Origin of the sequence: Rhodococcus sp. EPR-157, from assembly GCF_001647195.1 — a bacterium.
Taxonomy (GTDB): domain Bacteria; phylum Actinomycetota; class Actinomycetes; order Mycobacteriales; family Mycobacteriaceae; genus Rhodococcoides.
Genome location: NZ_LVCV01000422.1, coordinates 1 through 16268 on the forward strand (window position 1 = coordinate 1; position 16268 = coordinate 16268).

Here is a 16268-nt window from a genome sequence, read left to right on the forward strand (position 1 = left end):
CACTTTCAACTGTCTCGCACCTCCCGCTGATGCGGACGCATCTCGACTAACCTGACCACTCAGCGCCACTCGAAGAGTCCGTTCGATCAGCTACGAGTTCATCAGGGAGGGCACATGCTCAAGGGATTCAAGGACTTCCTTCTCCGCGGAAACGTCGTCGACCTCGCCGTCGCCGTGGTGGTCGGCGCAGCGTTCACCGCAATCGTCACCGCCTTCACGACCAACGTCGTCAATCCGCTCGTGTCCGCAATCGGCGGCTCGAACGAGTACGGGTGGGGTTTCCAAGTAACTTCCAGCCCAGAGACTTTCATCAATGTCGGCGCCGTCGTCACCGCAATCATCAACTTCGTCATCATCGCGGCGGTGGTCTATTTCGTGCTGATCCTGCCGGTCAACACCGCCAAGAAGCGCTTCGTCAGTCAGCCCGACAAAGAGCTGAGCGACGTGGACGTTCTGGTACAGATTCGGGACATCCTGGCCGGCGGAACCGACGTCGGCCAGAAACTCTCGACGCCGTCCGACAGCACCGGCGGGAGCGGCGAAGCGATCGGGGATTCCGACGCCCCCAGCGGCGGGCTGCACAGCAAGCCCTGAGTTCTTCCCCAACGAAAAAGCCCGCCACTTCCGCTAGAACCGGAAATGGCGGGCTCTTTCGTTGCTAAAACATACTGCGAGTTTGTGCGCGAGATTTCGACAGCCATTCAGGATGTGCAATTCACTGCGAGCAATACGGAGTACTCGTCGTCGTCCTCGTAGATTTCGGCATCCTTGATGATCTGCTTGGGATCCGTAACCGCCACCTGATTGAACACGATGCACTCCGGACCGCCGCCGTGACGCGAAATCACACGGGGCGTGTATCCCCCGTCGATCAACTCGGCAATTGCCTCATCCTCGGCCAACCCCACCACCGACGCCGGTGGGGTCCTCGGCACCGCCGCGGTGGCTGCCGAAGCAAATCCGATAATCACGCCGCACGTCAGACATGCAACGCCCAAACTCCTGATCAACATTGCCGCTCCTGCTACCCGACCCAAGATGGATAGAGCTCTAGAACGAGCAAAGTGTAACCCATATCACATGACGGTTGGGTGTCCCTCGACCAATCGACTCAGAAGTCCTGGAGCGGGAACTCCGCGAGCGTGACCGTTGTGCCGTCGCTTTCACACGAGGACACGATCGCCGCCGAATTGTCGACGAACGCCTGTCCACTCTCACTGCCCGGCTCGGCAAGCTCGAGCGAATCGACAGGAAGCGCGGTCACCAGAGCCTGCAAGCCTGACTGGACGTCGCCGCTTGCCTGATCGGCCAGTGGCGCGAACTTGGCAACCGCAGAATCCTTGGCCGCGGTCCACTCGTCGACATCACCGTCCACGGGTCCGGCGGCGGTGAGTGCGGTCAACTCGTCGTGAGCAGCCGCGAACTGGGTACAGACATCCGCATTGGCACCGGACGCAGTATCGCCGCCGTCATCGCCGCTACAACCGACGAGCGTGATCAGCGCGGTGACTGCGACCGCCGAAATGAGTGTGAAGCGCATCGAGTATCAACCATTTCTCGCACGGTCGACCGCATGAGCCGGCCGCTGTGCGCTGTCGAAGATGGAGTGGGACAACACAGATCGGGCCCGCCCGGAGTAATCCGGACGGGCCCGATCGGGTTCAGCGCGTCAGCGCCGAGATGAAGCTGGTTTCAGCTGATCTCAGATCAGTTGAAGACCCACGGGACACCGTAGGTGACTGCAACATCACCGGTGGAGCTGGTGACCGAGACGTACGGGCGAACGCGGACGTTGCCGAGGATGCCGGTCGCGGTGCCGTGAGCGTTGGCGATCTGGATGGTGCCCGAAGCGCCTTCAGCGTCGCCGCTGGTGCCCTGGATCTCGCCCGAAGCTGCGGTGGCATCGACGATGCCGGGTCCGGGAGCGATTTCGGCCTCGAAGCCGGCGCGCGGCAGGAGGTCGTCGACGCCGCCGGAGACTGCTCCGTCGCTGCCGATCTCGATGTATGCCTGGGGGGTCTGGTACGCGAAGGTGATCTTGCCACCGAGGCTGGCCGGGTAGCCGACCTGGTAACCGACAGCAACAGTGCCTTCGAAGTCGTCTGCGTCAGGTCCGGTAACTTCCCAGCCTGCAACGCCGTTGGCGAACCACTCACGGGTGAGCGGGTTGCCGTCGAGCGGAGGAACGCTGTTGACGAACGTGTCGGACAGCGTCACGGTGATGAGGTTGCCGTTGGCATCCACAACCGAGTTGGAGCTGTCGACTGCGGCAGATGCGGTACCCGTACCGAGCACCAGGCCGACAACCGAAGCGCCGGCAACAACTGCGGCGCTCATGGACTTGAGTCCGCGGCTACGCCGTGACTTCTGGATCTCCGTCATTTATTCCTCATCATGTTCAGTCCCAGCGCAATTGCACGGGAAGCTTGTGGCTTACACCCTCGGTTCCGCCTGGCAACTTTGCCGGGAATCCCCGAGCAGAACTAGATCCGTGGATCAGGTTCGTAATGTTAGTTCCCACAGAGAAGCTTGAGCGTGTTGCCCTCGCCCGCTCTGCCGGAAGCTGAGGGGAACATTAGAGGAGTTGCCGGATCGTGACAATCCCTACGATCGGCCGTCGTACATGTCCGAATCGTGATGTGTTTCGTGCGCGTGAACGACTTTCACACGGTACTGGACGGTAACCCCGATCACACTTTCGTCCGCCGTGTCCGAGCCGTTACAAACCTCACCGTCACGTAAACATGCCCTGAAATGCGCAGACTCCGCTTCGACGCCCACCCCGGACCGGGGCTCGATTCCCGCCAACGAGTTTCGAATCGCAGTGATCCGATGCCCGGGGGTCCGAAGTGCGCACCTGCGCTCGCTAACGGCGAGTAAACAAACTACTAACAATACTGTGATTCACATGTAAAAATGTGTTGTGGATCACACTAAATGTGATGCGGTGGGCGCTCGCGTTCGAACCACTCCGTCGAACGAGAGCTGTCGTCGACGCGGTCATCGGACGTCGCCTCGGGAAGAACATCGCCGAAGATACGAGCGAGCCGGGCCCGTTCTGCTCGGGCCCGGCTCGCTCGTTGGTCCAGCTGTGATTCGGCGTCCTTCTGTACCTCGCCGTCCTGCGGTGTCTCGTCGTCGGACATCACCTCTGGTTAGGCGTCCAGACCGGACAGCTCGGAAATGACCTGGCTCGCCAGCGGCGTCAGCGTGGCCATCCCGTCGCGAATCGCGGCGCGTGAGGAAGCAAGATTGACCACCAAGGTGCTGCCAGAAACACCGACCAGCCCGCGTGAGAGCCCGGCGTCCAACGAGCCCGCAGCCAGCCCGGACGAACGCAACGCCTCACTGATACCCGGGATCTCACGATCGAGTACCTCGGCGGTCACGTCCGGAGTCACGTCACGCGGGGAAACGCCGGTGCCGCCGATGGAGACGACCAGGTCGACTCCCCCGATGACGGCCGTGTTGAGTGCGTTGCGCACGTCGACCTCATCCGAGGTGACCGCGACCACGCCGTCGACCAGGAACCCTGCTTCGGTCAGCAGTTCCGTCACCAGCGGGCCGGTCGAATCCTTTTCGTTACTGTGCGCGGTCCGATCGTCGACGATCACTACCAACGCTCGCCCAGCCAGAGGTGCCTCGAGTTCCATACTGCCCACCGTAGTAGTACGGGCCAGTTCGGATTCACGCTGTGCGTAAATCGTTGCAACCGTCGCAAGACGCTCGGTGTCGATGGTCATCAGCGGCCACCGGGGAAGCCGGGGATCTGCAGCGGCGACTGTGACTGCGACGGGGCCTGTACCGCGGCGGTCTGCGGTTCGGCGGTGCCGAGCGTGACGTCGACGGTCTTGTCGCTTCCACCGTCCGTGTACGTGATTCGAACCGAGTCACCGGGAGCGTGTGAACGCACCGCGGCGATCAGCGCGTCACCGGACGACACCACGCGGTCATCGACCTTCGTGATGACAGCGCCCTTGGGGATGCCTGCGGACGCCGCCGGTCCGCCTTCGGTCACCTCGACGACCGTTGCACCGTTGGCCTCGTCCTGCGACGGGACCTGCACGCCGATCATCGCCTGTGTCGCTTTGCCGGTCTCGATCAACTCGTCGGCAATGCGTTTTGCCTGATCGACAGGGATGGCGAATCCGAGGCCGATGGAACCGCTCTGTGAACCCGAAGACTGGCCACCACCGAGTGTGGCGATGGCAGTGTTGATCCCGATCAGCTGGCCATCGGTGTTGACCAACGCGCCACCCGAGTTACCCGGGTTGATCGCGGCGTCGGTCTGGATGGCGTCGATGACGGAGTTCTGGTTGCCGGACTCGCCACTCGTCGACACCGGACGGTTCAGCGAGGACACGATGCCCGTCGTGACCGTTCCGGCCAGACCGAGGGGCGATCCGATCGCCACGACCTGCTGGCCGACCTGGAGGTTCGACGAGGTTCCCAATTCGATCGGAGTCAGACCAGTCTTGCCTTCGACCTTGATGACCGCCAAGTCGGACACCGCATCGGCACCGACCAGAGTCGCGTCGGCGATCGAGCCGTCGGAGAATGCGACCGACAGCTTGCCGTTGGCCCCCGCGCCGGTGGCGACGTGATTGTTGGTGAGAACGAGGCCATCGGACGACAGAATCACTCCTGAGCCCTCGCCCTCGGCCTGGCTGCCCTTGACCTCGATCTGCACGAAGCTCGGCAGAACCTTGTCGGCGACTGCCTGAATGGAGCCGTCAGGAATGTTCGCTGCGGGCTGGGCTGCCGTCACGGTGGAATTGAGCGAATTCGTCGCGGTGCCCGATCCGTTGGTACCACCGGCAGCGAGAACACCCACAGCGCCACCGATTCCGCCGCCGACCAGGACGAGCGCGATCGCCCCTGCGGCGAGGGTCGCTCTGCCGGGACGGCTCCGGAGTGCCGCGGGCGCCTGCTGCGGAGCCTCGTGATGGGTGGGGGTTGCGTGCGGCTGTTGCTGGCCGTAGCCCTGCGTGTACGGGTTCTGCCCATAGGTGGGTGGTCCGTACTGCCCCGGCTGCCGGTAGTCCTGGCTGGGTCCCTGCTGGGTGGGAAACTGCTGAGTCGGGTTGTGCTGGGCCGAGTTCTCCTGTGTCGGGACAGAATCGTGCTGCTCGGAGTCTCTACGGTCGTCGGTCATCTGCAGTCGCTTTCACTTGAAACCTTGCTTCGAGCAAGGTCGCCCGCCTTGTTAACGACTACCTTGCACGGCGGGACTGAGAGCGTGCTGAGATGTGCCTATACGTTTGCCGTGACTGTGAACTCATCGCTGCATCGATCAGTCACTCCGCCGGTGTTACTGCAGGCTCTCCCGGCAGAACGATGCGAATCAGGGTGCCTCCCCGGTCGGATACCTCGACACCGATTGTGCCGCCATGCTTGACGACGACTTGCCGGACGATCGCAAGCCCGAGTCCGGACCCCGGCATCGAGCGCGACGCCGTCGAACGATAGAACCGCTCGAACACCAATTCGCGGTCCTCCTCGGGAATTCCGGGGCCCGCATCGTCGACGGTCAGTTCGATGAGCCCGTCGCCGATCGTATGCATGACGACGCGCACCTCGGCGCCCGTCGGACTCCACTTGGCGGCATTGTCCAGCACATTCAGCACCGCACGCGAGAGCCCAGCTTGGTCCCCGTACACGAACCAGGGCTCGAGCGTCGCGTCGAAGTCGATCTCGTTGCGACGGCGTCGAGCACGCTCGAGACTCCGCTCGACGGCGTCGGCGAGATCGACTCGCTCGAACACCGTCTCGGGTGCATCCTCACGCGCCAGATCGACGAGATCGCCTACCAGAGTGGAGAGCTCCTGGATCTGGGCGACGACATCGGTGCGCAGTTCCGCCATGTCCTCCTCCGGAATGGACGGCGCCCCAGGACGACCCGACGCGATCAGTAGCTCCATGTTGGTGCGCAACGACGTCAGCGGAGTCCGGAGTTCGTGCCCGGCGTCGGCCACGAGTCGGCTCTGCCGCCCTCGCGATTCCGCCAACGCACGCAGCATCGTGTTGAAACTTTCGGTCAGACGGGCCAATTCGTCGTCGCCGGTGACGGGAATGGGCGTCAGGTCATCGGTGCGCGCCACTCGTTCTGCGGCAGCGGTCAATCGGGCGATCGGCCTGAGCCCGGTTCGCCCCACTGCCATACCTGCGCCCGCCGCGAGCACCACGCCACAGGCTCCGACGATCAAGAGCACCCACGCCAACCTGTCCAGCACGGCTCCGGTGGGCGAAAGTCGTTGCGAGATAACGATTGCACTGCCATCTTGGGCACGCTGACTGAGCACTCTCTGGTCGTCGACAGTGCGGAGCGAGAGATCACTCAGACCCTCGGCGACGGCGATCTCCGGGTCACCGATCGGCACCTTCGACCCTGGCGGAACGTATTTCGTCAGATCCGGGTAGATCAACGCCACCGACACATCGGTGCTGTACAGCGTCGCGCCGGCAACATATCGCGGATCGAAGGTGACCAGATTGCTGTTGACGAGGGCGTCCGCGCGTGACCGCAACTGGGTGTCCACGTCGCCGTAGAGCGCCCGCGCCACCACCGCGTAGGCGGCGATGGCCATGACCGCCACCGCAATCGCCACCACCGATGCAGCCAACAAGGTCACCCGCCAGCGCAGTGACACGGTGCGGGTCAGCGGCATCGGTGGGCGCATCACCGACGAATCACTGCTCGCCGATCGTCGCCCGAGGGGAGCAACCATCACGGGGGCGTCTCACGGAGTACGTAACCCACTCCGCGGACGGTATGAATCAACCGCGACTCACCTTCTGCTTCGGTCTTGCGGCGCAGATACCCGACATACACCTCGAGCGCGTTTCCCGACGTGGGAAAGTCGTATCCCCACACCTCCTCGAGGATCCGGCTGCGAGTCAATACCCGCCGAGGATTCATCATCAACATTTCCATCAGCGAGAACTCGGTCCGCGTGAGGCTGATGGATCGCTCGCCGCGAGTCACCTCACGCGTGACCGGATCGAGAGAGAGATCGGCAAAGGTCATCGCTTCCGACTCCCCTTCGGCATCCATCGCAGTGCGGCGTAGTAAAGCCCGCAGACGCGCGAGCAACTCCTCGAGCGCGAATGGCTTCGGCAGGTAGTCGTCAGCACCTGCATCCAGCCCTGCGACTCGCTCGGATACCGAATCGCGGGCGGTCAGGACGAGGATAGGAAGATCGTCACCAGTGCTACGCAGTCGACGGCACACTTCGAGACCGTCGAGCCGGGGCATCATGACATCGAGTACCAAGGCATCCGGCCTCGCCGCTGCTACCTTCTCCAATGCGTCGAGACCGTCGACGGCCAGTTCGACCGTGTAGCCGTTGAAGGTAAGTGACCTCCGGAGCGAGTCACGAACCGCTCGATCGTCGTCGACAACCAAAATGCGCATTGTCACAGTTTGACCTGATGGACTGAGATATGTCTGAGAAGGGTCCCCATCAGACTTCATCAGGTGCGGGCAACCGCCTGGCGATCGGCAGATTCCAGCGTCGCCAGAGCGCAAGCACCCGCAGTCCTGTTGCCGCGATCGTGCCGACGACCAGGCCGATGTCGTCCGGCAGCCCCGAACCCTCGACGATCGCGACGACGGTCGATCCCAACAGCGCAGGGACCGCATACAGATCACGGTGAAGTAGGAGCGGCACCTCGTTGACGAGCATGTCGCGAATCACGCCACCCGCAACAGCAGTCGTCGCTCCGATCAGGCATGCCGACAGCGAACTTCCTCCGCTGGCCAGCGCGATCGCCGCACCTGTCGACGCGAACAGCCCCATCCCGAAGGCGTCGAACAGCAATACGCCACGCCAGATGCGGTTCATCACCGGATGCGCGAGAAACACGATCAACGACGTCACCAACGCGACCGTGAGGTTAGGCCACTGGTCGAGCGACGTCGGGGGATGAATCCCGAGCAGGACGTCGCGGATGATGCCGCCGCCTATTCCCGTCGTGATTCCGACGACGCAGACACCGAACAGATCGAGGCGCTTCCGCACACCGATCAGCGCACCGGATGCCGCGAACGCGACGATCCCGACATAACCCAACACATCCACCAGCACGGAACAAGGGTCGCATGCTCACCTCGAGCCCGGTCTCACCCGATCGGTCTGTTCGCGGCAGCTACAGCTCGTACAACCGGACCGTCCCGTCGGCGTCCACGCTGAAGCCGGGGTTGTGGCAGACCTCCCAGATGACGCCACTGGGGTCCGTGAAGTGGCCGTGGTATCCGCCGAACGCCGCCTGCCGAGGCTGCTTGATCACGGTGGCTCCCGCTTTCGCGGCGGCCGACACCACTGCATCGACCTCATGGGGTGAGTCGACATTGTGCGAGAGCGTCAATCCGCCCACGGATGCGGGCCCTCCGTCCTGCCCGATGTCGTCGGTGAACTTCTGTGCATCGAACAGTCCGAGGACCAAGCCGAACGCGATCTGGAAGAACACGATCTCGCCGGGTACATCGAGCAGCGGAGTCCACCCCAGCCCTTCGACATAGAATGTTCGCGAGGCGTCGAGGTCGGTAGTTGCGAGTGTGAGAAAGTGTGCGCGCTGGTCCACCCGCTTATTCTGACGCTTCCCACCGCGATCTGGCAGGCTTCTTGCTGGCCGGAGAAACTTCGAGAGACAAGGCTGCACGTTGCCGATCGTCGACAATGCCGTTTACGTCGACGGCAAACGAACACTCACCCCGGACAGCCTCGACAGCACCTGTGAGGCAATGCGCGAGCATCGCGGGATGGCGTGGATAGGTCTGTACCGTCCGGGGATCGAGGAAATCAATTCGGTCGCAGCCGAATTCGGACTCCATCGATTGGTCGTCGAAGATGCCATCGACGCACACCAGCGCCCCAAGCTCGAACGATACGGTGACCAACTGTTCGTGGTTCTACGACCCGCGCGCTACAACGACGAAACCGAGAAGGTCGAGTTCGGCGAGCTGCACGTATTCCTCGGACCGGACTTCGTCATCACGATCCGCCATGCCGAAGCTCCCGAATTGGCCATCGTCCGTACCCGGCTCGAGAACTCCCCCGATCTGCTCAAGCTCGGGACGCAAGCGGTCCTGTACGCGCTGCTCGACCAGGTGGTCGACGAGTACGAACCAGTGGTCGAAGGACTGCAGAACGACATCGACGAGATCGAGGACCAACTCTTCTCACGCGACCCCGAAGTGTCCCGACGCATCTACCCTCTCTCCCGCGAGGTCACAGAGTTCCAACGCGCGACCGGTCCGCTGGTGTCGATGATCGAGTCGCTCAAACTTGGCGAGGACAAGTACGACGTCGACATCGAATTGCAGCGCGACCTGCACGACGTCCTCGACCACTGCGTCCACATCGCTGAGCGCGTCGAAGCCTTCCGCGTCAACCTTCAGAACGCGCTGTCGGTCAACGCAACGCTCATCGCGCAACAACAGAACGACGAGATGCGGGCGATGACCCAGGTGAGCCTCGAACAGAACGAGCAGGTCAAGAAGATATCGTCCTGGGGTGCGATACTTTTCGCCCCGTCACTGATCGCAGCGACATACGGAATGAACTTCAAGCACATGCCGGAGCTGAGGTGGGAATTCGGCTATCCGGCGGCAATCGTAGCGATGGCGATCTGCTCGAGCATCCTTTACATCGTGTTCAAACGTCAGAAATGGCTGTGACCCGGCGGTTGTGAGCCCCCTCGGTTGAAGGAGGCGCTATTGGAAGAGCTGCTTCACGAACGGAATCGAATCCGCTTGCGACTGAAGTAGTGCACCGCTGTGATCGGTCGGATAGGTGTGCAACGTGACGTCCTGCCCGTTCGCCTTCATCTGGACAACCAGCGAAAGCGCAGCGGGCGCAGGTACATCCACGTCGGTCAGACCCTGGCCGATGAACACCGGTCGGTCGTAGCCCGAGGTAGGCACGCCCATGTAGTCGTTGAGAAGTCCGTAGAAATTGGGGATCTGATTCAACGGCCTACTGAACAGATCACCGGAAATCGTTCCTTCGAACTCGTCCTCGGCTTCGACGACGCAGACCCCTTCCGCCCGATCGACGAGTTGTCTTCCCTGCTCGGTGAGGTACGAGTTCAGATCGATCTCCGGGTGCGTGTATCGCAGGGCGGCCAGGATGTACAGCAGGTACGTCGTCAGAGCTTTGCCTGCGGCGACCGGAAGAACCCCTGGCCCCAATGGCAGAAGTGCCAGTTCGATGTTCGCAGGCACCCCGGTCCCGACGGCACCTCGGTAGTCCAGTTCGGGCCCACCGTATTCCGTCGCGTAGCGGGCGGTGGTGATCGCGGCGCCACCGCCTTGGGACTGGCCGATGACCACCCACTTGTTGGACAACGACTCCTCGACTGCGCCCGCGGCCTTGACCGAGTCGACGACATTGTGTGCAGAGACCTTGCCGTCGAGATACGGCATCAACCCGGGTGTACCGAGACCCACGTAGTCGGTGGCGGCAATGGCATAGCCCTGGCCTAGCCACGTGCCGAGGTATTGACGGTCTCGCTCGGCGTCGGCAGGGCCGACCAGAGAAGGAGCACAGTCGTCGTCCAAGCCCGAGGTGCCGTGCGCCCAACCCACCACGGGCCAGCCACCCTCGGGCGCTTGACCTTCGGGGACGAAGAATGCACCGGTACTCAACGCAGGGTTGCCGTCGGATCCGACGCTCCAGTACGTGATCCGCTTGGCCTCGGCCGTTCCAGGAAGCCACAGGTCGGCCGCCAACTCCTCGACCTTCACGACTGTTCCCGGCGTCGTGTCGACCTCGTCCGCTGCCGCGACCGAGACGCTCAGAACAGATGCGCCCAACACCAGGGACGTCGTCGAGGCGGCAGCGATAAGCGAGCGCAAGAAAGTCGACATGAGGGACACGATAACTCTCCGGAGGCGAGGAATGCGCGTGAATTCCTTTCAGACGCCTCCACCGAACAGCACTCCCAACAAATAGGTCACACCCGCGGCCCCGTACCCGATTGCCAGCTGTCGCAGAGCTCGCTTGACCGGTGGACCCCCACTGAGCAGTCCGACCACCGTTCCTGTCCCGATCAGGGCGATGCCCACCAGCACTGCGGCGACTACCAGCGCTGCAACACCTTCCAGTCCCACGAGATACGGCAGCACCGGGATGACCGCGCCCGAGGCGAAGAAGCAGAAGCTGGCAAGGGCGGCACCTATTCCGGTTCCAACCGATTCGTGAACATCGGACTCGGCAGCCATCGCGTCCTCCGACGACAGATCCTCGAGCACGCGGGACGCCTTGGTCTCGGCGTCGTCGGGCGACATGCCACGGGCGCGGTAGACCAACGCCAGCTCGTTGGCGTCGACATCGAGATGTCGAACCGCGTCGCGGGCGGAACCGTCGGGTGCCGACGCCTCGAGCAACTCCCGCTGCGAGCGGACGGATACGTATTCCCCCGCGCCCATCGACAGGGCACCGGCGAGTAGCCCGGCGAGCCCGGTTACCAGAACGATGTTGTTGGACACGCCACTGCCACTGATACCGAGGACGAGAGCAAGGTTGCTGACGAGTCCGTCGTTCGCCCCGAATACCGCGGCTCTGAAATTGCCGGACAGGCGGTTTCGTCGCCGCGCCGCGAGCCCGCGTACCACCTCGGCGTGGATCTGTTCGTCGGCGATCATCGCGTGGGTGGCGCCGGCCTCCGATGTGTACGGAGACCTGGTCTCGGCACGCTGCGCGAGTGCGAGTACGAACACCGAACCGAACCGACGGGCCATGACGCCGAGGGTGCGCGTGCGAAGGCTTCCCTTCAGGGGCATGCCCACTCGATCGCCGAGCAGGCGTCGCCAATGCTCTTCGTGACGGCCCTCTGCCTCGGCAAGCGCGAGGAGGATCTCTCGCTCCTCGCCGGTGCGGCGGCCGGCGAGGTCACGGTAGACCGCGGCCTCGGCCCGTTCGTCGGCGAGATAGCGTCGCCAACGCTTGACGTCCTTGGCCGAGGGCTCTGTCATAGGCTCAACGTACCGCTAGCTGGGGTCGTACACCCCCGTCTGCACGGCCTTGACGAGCCGGCGAGGGACTCGGTATTCCACACCCCCGACGCGTACGGTCACCAGATCCGGCGGTGACGCTTTCCACTGAGCACGACGACTGCGGGTGTTGGATCGCGACATCTTCCGCTTCGGTACAGCCATGACTCAGACGTCCTTCCTGCTGCGGCGACCGTAGCGCTTCTCGAACTTCTCGACGCGCCCCTGGGTGTCCATGATGCGGCTTGCGCCGGTCCAGAACGGGTGCGATTCGTTGGTGACGTCGACGACGACGAGCGGGTAGGTGGCCCCGTCCTCCCACTCGATCTCGCGAGAGGACGTGATGGTGGAGCGGGTCAGGAACTTCGTGCCGGTGCCCGCGTCCTGGAAGACCACCGGGTGGTAGTCGGGGTGAATTCCTGATTTCATTCTGTTGCCTCTCGGTGTGTGTCCTGATAGGGCGATTCGCTTGTTTCGCAAGGGTCTTCGTGCCATTGCCCGAACGGGTCGTTCCAGTGCGCCCAGGCATCTCGGTCGTGCATCTCGTCGTCGGAAACCAAAGCCCACTGCAGAGTTCGATCGATCTCCGACGGATCCGCCGCGTGAACGAGGACCACGAGTGAGGTGTCTCGATCACCGAATTCGTCGTCCCACCGCAGCGCGGCCATCGCGCGACGGGAGGTGTCGACGCCGTCCTGCTCCTCCGGAGTCATCGCCGCCAGCCACCTACCGGCACTGGCGACGCGCAGTCCCCCACCCGCAGATTCGATCCACAGCGCTTCGTCGGGTTGTGTTGCCACCCAGGCTCGTCCGCGCGCAGTGACGACCCCGTCGAGCAACACATCGATCGCTTCGTGCAATCGTTCGGGATGGAACGGCCGGGTGGCAGTGAACTCGACGAGGCTCACCCCGCACTCGCCGGTCAGCGGCGGCTGCCCCCGAAGCAATGGCGAGTGGGCATCGGTGACCTCGCCGCGCCGCGCGTCGAAAGGTACTGCAGCGACGAGAGCTTCGGTGTCGAGGGTGTCACCGTGGCCGACCCAGGCAATCGGCGCACCCGGTGCAAGTCGCGCAAGCACGGCCGCGAGTTTTGCTCGCTCCCAGGGTTCGACTTCGGGGGTCACAGAAACGACGAGCGCATCTGCATAGTCGACCTGCCCGACGACGACCTGTGCGACGGTTCGATCGTCGTCACCGCTGGCGACGATGCCACGATCGGCTAGCGCGTCGTCGCCGGTGGCGTCGGCGAGCCAGGTTGCGGCGTCGAGACAATCGACGACGGCATCGATGCGAACATCTCGCGAGGCCGGCCCGTCGACTTGCCCGACGACGCCCGCGACCACGACGTTGTCGATCGCCCAGCACAGCGCCTCGGGTTCGAGGGCCGGATCCATGGCAAGCACGATGCGCTGCACCGAACTGCGCGCCGCGAGCTTCCGAAGCAGTGGCAGCAGGTCCTCGCGCAAGGTGCACGAGACGCATCCGTGGGCCAGTTCGAGGATCGTCTCCCGCGCCGGCTCGGCGTTCGCGTACAGCGTCCGGCGGACCACTCCTTCGTGCACCCGGCCGAGTTCGTGTCGCACAGCAACGGTTCCCGGCGCGAGCAGCGAGGTCACGACTGCGTCCATGGCACCCGTCCAGCCCGATACGAGGACGACCGGCGTGCGACGGTCCACTGGAAAGTTCACGAGCACCCTTCTTTCGACAACGATTGTCATTTACTACGGATGCACGCTACATTCCTCGGAGCGCTTTGTCGAAAACGATTGTCATAACAGCTAGGAAGGAGCGCGTATGTCTGCGCACTGCCAGGTGACCGGAAGGAAGCCCGGATTCGGTAAGTCCGTGTCCCACTCCCATGTGAGGACCAACCGTCGCTGGGATCCGAACATCCAGAAGAAGACGTACTTCGTGCCCAGCCTGCGCCGCCGCGTCACGTTGACGCTGTCGGCGAAAGGCATCAAGACCATCGACCGCGACGGCATCGATGCGGTCGTCGCAACGCTGCTCGCCCGTGGGGAGAAGATCTGATGGGCAAGAGCACGGACGTACGTCCGATCATCAAGCTGAAGTCGACTGCCGGAACCGGCTATACGTACGTGACCAGGAAGAACCGTCGCAACGACCCGGACAGGATCGTCCTGAAGAAGTACGACCCCGTCGTCCGCAAGCACGTCGACTTCAGAGAAGAGCGCTGACATGGCCAAGAAGTCGAAGATCGCCAAGAACGAGCAACGCAAGGTCGTCGTCGCGCGGTGGGCAGCTCGTCGGAGCGAGCTGAAAGAGATCATCCGCAGACCGTCGACGTCCGATTCCGAGCGTGCCGATGCTCAGGCGGCACTGCAGCGTCTGCCACGCGACGCGAGTCCGGTACGATTGCGCAATCGTGACGCTGCGGATGGACGTCCGCGCGGCCACCTACGGAAATTTGGACTTTCCCGCGTGAAGATGCGCGAGATGGCTCACCGCGGGGAGCTGCCAGGCGTCCACAAGTCGAGCTGGTAAGGAACAGGGAAAAAGATGGCAGTCAAAAGAGCACCGTCGAAGAAGGTCCGCGCAGAGGCAGGGCGTCGACCCAAGAAGAATCCGTTGAACGCCGCCAAGGTCACCACGGTGGACTACAAGGACATCAACCTTCTTCGTCAGTTCATTTCGGACCGCGGCAAGATCCGCAGCCGCCGCGTCACCGGCCTCACCCCGCAGCAGCAGCGTCAGGTTGCCGTCGCGGTGAAGAACGCCCGTGAGATGGCTCTGCTGCCGTTCACCAGCCGCTAGACACTTTCAGTCGCAGAAAGGCCACGCACCGCTCGGGTGCGTGGCCTTTCTGCGTGCGCACTAGAGTTAGTACTCTCCTCGCCGCCTACACCAGAATCGAGAACCTGAGCCCTACATGTCCGGTGTTCTCGAGGGCTTCACGGTCATCTTCATCGTCATTGCGCTGGGGTATGTGCTCGCCCGGTTCCAGGTACTGGGCGAACACGGCCAGTTCGTACTGAGCCGACTGGTCTTCTTCGTGGCCACACCGGCCTTGCTCTTCGTGACGCTCGCTCAGTCGGACCTGGCGGTGATCCTCTCACCCGTGCTCGTGGTCGCAGGAGTGACTGCGCTCGTGGTCGGCGCGATCTACTTCGCGATTGCGAAGTTCGTACTGAAGCGCGCAGTGCCCGAAGCGACCGTCGGCGGACTCGCATCCTCGTACGTCAACGCCGCCAACCTCGGCATCCCGATCGCGGTGTTCGTCCTCGGTGACGCGAACTTCGTCGCGCCTCTGCTGCTGTTTCAGATCCTGATCTATTCGCCACTTGCTCTGACGATCCTCGACCTGTCGACGATGGGGAAGAAGGCGTCGATTCGCGCCATCGTCGTCACACCGTTCAAGAATCCGATCGTCCTGGCGGGCGCTGCAGGTCTGCTGCTCTCGATCACCGGCATCGAGTTACCGGAGTCGATCATGCAGCCGTTCGATCTCATCGGGGGCGCCGCCGTGCCCGGTGCGTTGCTCGCCTTCGGACTCTCGCTGTACGGCGCACGCGTCCTGCAGAAGGGCACGAGCCCCCGACGTGACGTGATCCTCGCGTCGACCTTGAAGATGGTGTTGCAGCCGATCCTCGGGTTTGCGATGGCGTTGGCGATGGGCCTCGACGGCCACGAACTCTTCGCCATCACCGTCATCTCCGCACTCCCGACGGCGCAGAACGTCTTCGTGTTCGCCAGTCGGTACAACCGCGGTGTCGTACTTGCGCGCGATACTGCTTTCGTCACGACCCTCGTCTCGATTCCCGTGATCGCACTCGTCACCGCGCTGCTGGCCTGAGAGACACGATGGCCCACCCAAAGGTTCTACTCAGCTCCCACAGCTACCTTGGAGATATGAGGTTTCTGGCTGCGGGGCTACTGCTGTGTGTCCTGCTGGTCGGCTGTAGCGAGAACACGGCCGACAGCAGCGAGAACGTCGAAACCACCAGTAGCACTGCCCCCGACGACACGCTGCACAGCCCGAGCGCCCCGCCCGTCCCCGTCGAAGTTCCGGTCGGCGAGGTCGGCACGATGTTCGAGTCCACCACTGGCCTGGTCAGAGCCGCCCCGACCCCGTTCGAATCCTGGAGCCAAATCTCCCCCAACACCATTGCCATCCATTTCGTCACCGGCACACCGGAGTGCTACGGAGCCGAAGTCGAGGTCACCGAGTCCGACACCGAAGTCGTCGTCGCACTCCGGACCGGCACACTCCCGGAGGCCGCGGACAAGGCATGCATCATGGTCGCCGGCTACG

At 63.2% G+C, this 16268-nt stretch carries 23 protein-coding genes; 8 read left to right on the plus strand and 15 right to left on the minus strand.

Translation table 11 applies throughout. The features are described from left to right. Positions 1-114 precede the first annotated feature (114 nt). Positions 115-594 (plus strand): large conductance mechanosensitive channel protein MscL, encoded by a 480-nt coding sequence (mscL, locus tag A2J03_RS19655; RefSeq protein WP_068377337.1) that lies wholly within the window; start codon positions 115-117, stop codon positions 592-594. A 107-nt stretch (positions 595-701) separates the two neighbouring features. Here mscL and A2J03_RS19660 read toward each other — a convergent pair whose 3' ends face one another. The 10 genes from A2J03_RS19660 to A2J03_RS19705 form a co-directional block, all read right to left on the minus strand. Next, positions 702-1013, minus strand: coding sequence for a hypothetical protein (locus tag A2J03_RS19660; RefSeq protein WP_156520472.1), 312 nt, complete (start codon positions 1011-1013; stop codon positions 702-704). A gap of 98 nt (positions 1014-1111) precedes the next feature. Further along, positions 1112-1540, minus strand: coding sequence for a hypothetical protein (locus A2J03_RS19665; protein ID WP_068377343.1), 429 nt, complete (start codon positions 1538-1540; stop codon positions 1112-1114). Between the two features lie 167 nt (positions 1541-1707). After that, complete coding sequence (locus A2J03_RS19670) at positions 1708-2382, minus strand: MspA family porin (protein ID WP_068377346.1); 675 nt, start codon at positions 2380-2382, stop codon at positions 1708-1710. Between the two features lie 551 nt (positions 2383-2933). Further along, positions 2934-3146, minus strand: coding sequence for a hypothetical protein (locus A2J03_RS19675; RefSeq protein WP_068377348.1), 213 nt, complete (start codon positions 3144-3146; stop codon positions 2934-2936). A gap of 9 nt (positions 3147-3155) precedes the next feature. After that, the gene (locus A2J03_RS19680; RefSeq protein WP_197480869.1) at positions 3156-3653 is read right to left on the minus strand and encodes a MogA/MoaB family molybdenum cofactor biosynthesis protein; all 498 of its coding nucleotides are present in this window, start codon (positions 3651-3653) and stop codon (positions 3156-3158) included. Between the two features lie 89 nt (positions 3654-3742). Next, the gene (locus A2J03_RS19685) at positions 3743-5155 is read right to left on the minus strand and encodes a S1C family serine protease (RefSeq protein WP_082897955.1); all 1413 of its coding nucleotides are present in this window, start codon (positions 5153-5155) and stop codon (positions 3743-3745) included. A gap of 142 nt (positions 5156-5297) precedes the next feature. Beyond that, positions 5298-6728, minus strand: coding sequence for a HAMP domain-containing sensor histidine kinase (locus A2J03_RS19690; RefSeq protein WP_068377354.1), 1431 nt, complete (start codon positions 6726-6728; stop codon positions 5298-5300). Beyond that, the gene (locus tag A2J03_RS19695) at positions 6728-7420 is read right to left on the minus strand and encodes a response regulator transcription factor (RefSeq protein WP_197480867.1); all 693 of its coding nucleotides are present in this window, start codon (positions 7418-7420) and stop codon (positions 6728-6730) included. The genes A2J03_RS19690 and A2J03_RS19695 overlap by 1 nt, the downstream gene beginning before the upstream one ends. Positions 7421-7463: 43 nt before the next feature. Further along, positions 7464-8087: a trimeric intracellular cation channel family protein gene (locus A2J03_RS19700; RefSeq protein ID WP_068377359.1), complete on the minus strand. Its 624-nt coding sequence runs from the start codon at positions 8085-8087 to the stop codon at positions 7464-7466. Positions 8088-8148: 61 nt separating this feature from the next. After that, entirely contained in the window at positions 8149-8583 is a 435-nt protein-coding gene (locus A2J03_RS19705; protein WP_068377361.1) for a VOC family protein, read from the minus strand. A 79-nt stretch (positions 8584-8662) separates the two neighbouring features. On the opposite strand from A2J03_RS19705, the gene A2J03_RS19710 reads away from it, so the two are divergent. Beyond that, positions 8663-9679, plus strand: a complete 1017-nt coding sequence (locus tag A2J03_RS19710; protein ID WP_068377364.1) for a magnesium and cobalt transport protein CorA — start codon at positions 8663-8665, stop codon at positions 9677-9679. A 36-nt stretch (positions 9680-9715) separates the two neighbouring features. Here A2J03_RS19710 and A2J03_RS19715 read toward each other — a convergent pair whose 3' ends face one another. From A2J03_RS19715 to mrf, 5 genes are read right to left on the minus strand one after another with little or no spacing between them, the layout of a single operon-like run. Then, positions 9716-10870, minus strand: a complete 1155-nt coding sequence (locus A2J03_RS19715) for a lipase family protein (RefSeq protein ID WP_068377366.1) — start codon at positions 10868-10870, stop codon at positions 9716-9718. Positions 10871-10918: 48 nt separating this feature from the next. Continuing rightward, on the minus strand, positions 10919-11977 hold the full coding sequence (locus A2J03_RS19720; protein WP_068377367.1) for a VIT1/CCC1 transporter family protein: 1059 nt from the start codon (positions 11975-11977) through the stop codon (positions 10919-10921). A 15-nt stretch (positions 11978-11992) separates the two neighbouring features. After that, positions 11993-12160, minus strand: a complete 168-nt coding sequence (gene rpmF, locus A2J03_RS19725; RefSeq protein WP_068377368.1) for a 50S ribosomal protein L32 — start codon at positions 12158-12160, stop codon at positions 11993-11995. A gap of 3 nt (positions 12161-12163) precedes the next feature. After that, complete coding sequence (locus tag A2J03_RS19730) at positions 12164-12424, minus strand: type B 50S ribosomal protein L31 (protein WP_068377370.1); 261 nt, start codon at positions 12422-12424, stop codon at positions 12164-12166. Further along, a complete protein-coding gene (gene mrf, locus A2J03_RS19735; RefSeq protein WP_068377372.1) occupies positions 12421-13671 on the minus strand; it encodes a ribosome hibernation factor-recruiting GTPase MRF in 1251 nt (416 codons plus the stop codon). Before mrf ends, A2J03_RS19730 begins: the two co-directional genes overlap by 4 nt. 118 nt (positions 13672-13789) lie before the next feature. On the opposite strand from mrf, the gene rpmB reads away from it, so the two are divergent. The 6 genes from rpmB to A2J03_RS19765 all read left to right on the plus strand — a co-directional run. Continuing rightward, the gene (gene rpmB, locus A2J03_RS19740; RefSeq protein ID WP_068377374.1) at positions 13790-14026 is read left to right on the plus strand and encodes a 50S ribosomal protein L28; all 237 of its coding nucleotides are present in this window, start codon (positions 13790-13792) and stop codon (positions 14024-14026) included. Further along, complete coding sequence (gene rpmG / locus A2J03_RS19745; protein ID WP_170947607.1) at positions 14023-14193, plus strand: 50S ribosomal protein L33; 171 nt, start codon at positions 14023-14025, stop codon at positions 14191-14193. The genes rpmB and rpmG overlap by 4 nt, the downstream gene beginning before the upstream one ends. Position 14194: 1 nt before the next feature. Further along, positions 14195-14500: a 30S ribosomal protein S14 gene (gene rpsN, locus A2J03_RS19750; RefSeq protein ID WP_068377377.1), complete on the plus strand. Its 306-nt coding sequence runs from the start codon at positions 14195-14197 to the stop codon at positions 14498-14500. A 15-nt stretch (positions 14501-14515) separates the two neighbouring features. Beyond that, positions 14516-14770 carry a 30S ribosomal protein S18 gene (rpsR, locus tag A2J03_RS19755; protein WP_008719028.1) on the plus strand — a complete coding sequence of 85 codons (255 nt, stop codon included), beginning with the start codon at positions 14516-14518 and terminating at the stop codon, positions 14768-14770. Positions 14771-14885: 115 nt separating this feature from the next. After that, the gene (locus tag A2J03_RS19760) at positions 14886-15809 is read left to right on the plus strand and encodes an AEC family transporter (RefSeq protein ID WP_068377379.1); all 924 of its coding nucleotides are present in this window, start codon (positions 14886-14888) and stop codon (positions 15807-15809) included. A gap of 56 nt (positions 15810-15865) precedes the next feature. Then, a partial coding sequence (locus A2J03_RS19765; RefSeq protein ID WP_068377384.1) for a hypothetical protein occupies positions 15866-16268 on the plus strand: 403 nt, incomplete at its 3' end.

Coding starts and splice junctions, on each gene's coding strand:
- A2J03_RS19760 (WP_068377379.1), top strand. CDS start 14,886: ATGTCCGGTGTTCTCGAGGGCTTCACGGTCATCTTCATCGTCATTGCG.
- A2J03_RS19660 (WP_156520472.1), bottom strand. CDS start 1,013: ATGTTGATCAGGAGTTTGGGCGTTGCATGTCTGACGTGCGGCGTGATT.
- rpsR (WP_008719028.1), top strand. CDS start 14,516: ATGGCAGTCAAAAGAGCACCGTCGAAGAAGGTCCGCGCAGAGGCAGGG.
- A2J03_RS19715 (WP_068377366.1), bottom strand. CDS start 10,870: ATGTCGACTTTCTTGCGCTCGCTTATCGCTGCCGCCTCGACGACGTCC.
- A2J03_RS19690 (WP_068377354.1), bottom strand. CDS start 6,728: ATGGTTGCTCCCCTCGGGCGACGATCGGCGAGCAGTGATTCGTCGGTG.
- A2J03_RS19720 (WP_068377367.1), bottom strand. CDS start 11,977: ATGACAGAGCCCTCGGCCAAGGACGTCAAGCGTTGGCGACGCTATCTC.
- A2J03_RS19675 (WP_068377348.1), bottom strand. CDS start 3,146: ATGTCCGACGACGAGACACCGCAGGACGGCGAGGTACAGAAGGACGCC.
- A2J03_RS19730 (WP_068377370.1), bottom strand. CDS start 12,424: ATGAAATCAGGAATTCACCCCGACTACCACCCGGTGGTCTTCCAGGAC.
- rpmB (WP_068377374.1), top strand. CDS start 13,790: ATGTCTGCGCACTGCCAGGTGACCGGAAGGAAGCCCGGATTCGGTAAG.
- A2J03_RS19665 (WP_068377343.1), bottom strand. CDS start 1,540: ATGCGCTTCACACTCATTTCGGCGGTCGCAGTCACCGCGCTGATCACG.
- mscL (WP_068377337.1), top strand. CDS start 115: ATGCTCAAGGGATTCAAGGACTTCCTTCTCCGCGGAAACGTCGTCGAC.
- rpmF (WP_068377368.1), bottom strand. CDS start 12,160: ATGGCTGTACCGAAGCGGAAGATGTCGCGATCCAACACCCGCAGTCGT.
- A2J03_RS19685 (WP_082897955.1), bottom strand. CDS start 5,155: ATGACCGACGACCGTAGAGACTCCGAGCAGCACGATTCTGTCCCGACA.
- rpsN (WP_068377377.1), top strand. CDS start 14,195: ATGGCCAAGAAGTCGAAGATCGCCAAGAACGAGCAACGCAAGGTCGTC.
- A2J03_RS19670 (WP_068377346.1), bottom strand. CDS start 2,382: ATGACGGAGATCCAGAAGTCACGGCGTAGCCGCGGACTCAAGTCCATG.
- A2J03_RS19680 (WP_197480869.1), bottom strand. CDS start 3,653: ATGGAACTCGAGGCACCTCTGGCTGGGCGAGCGTTGGTAGTGATCGTC.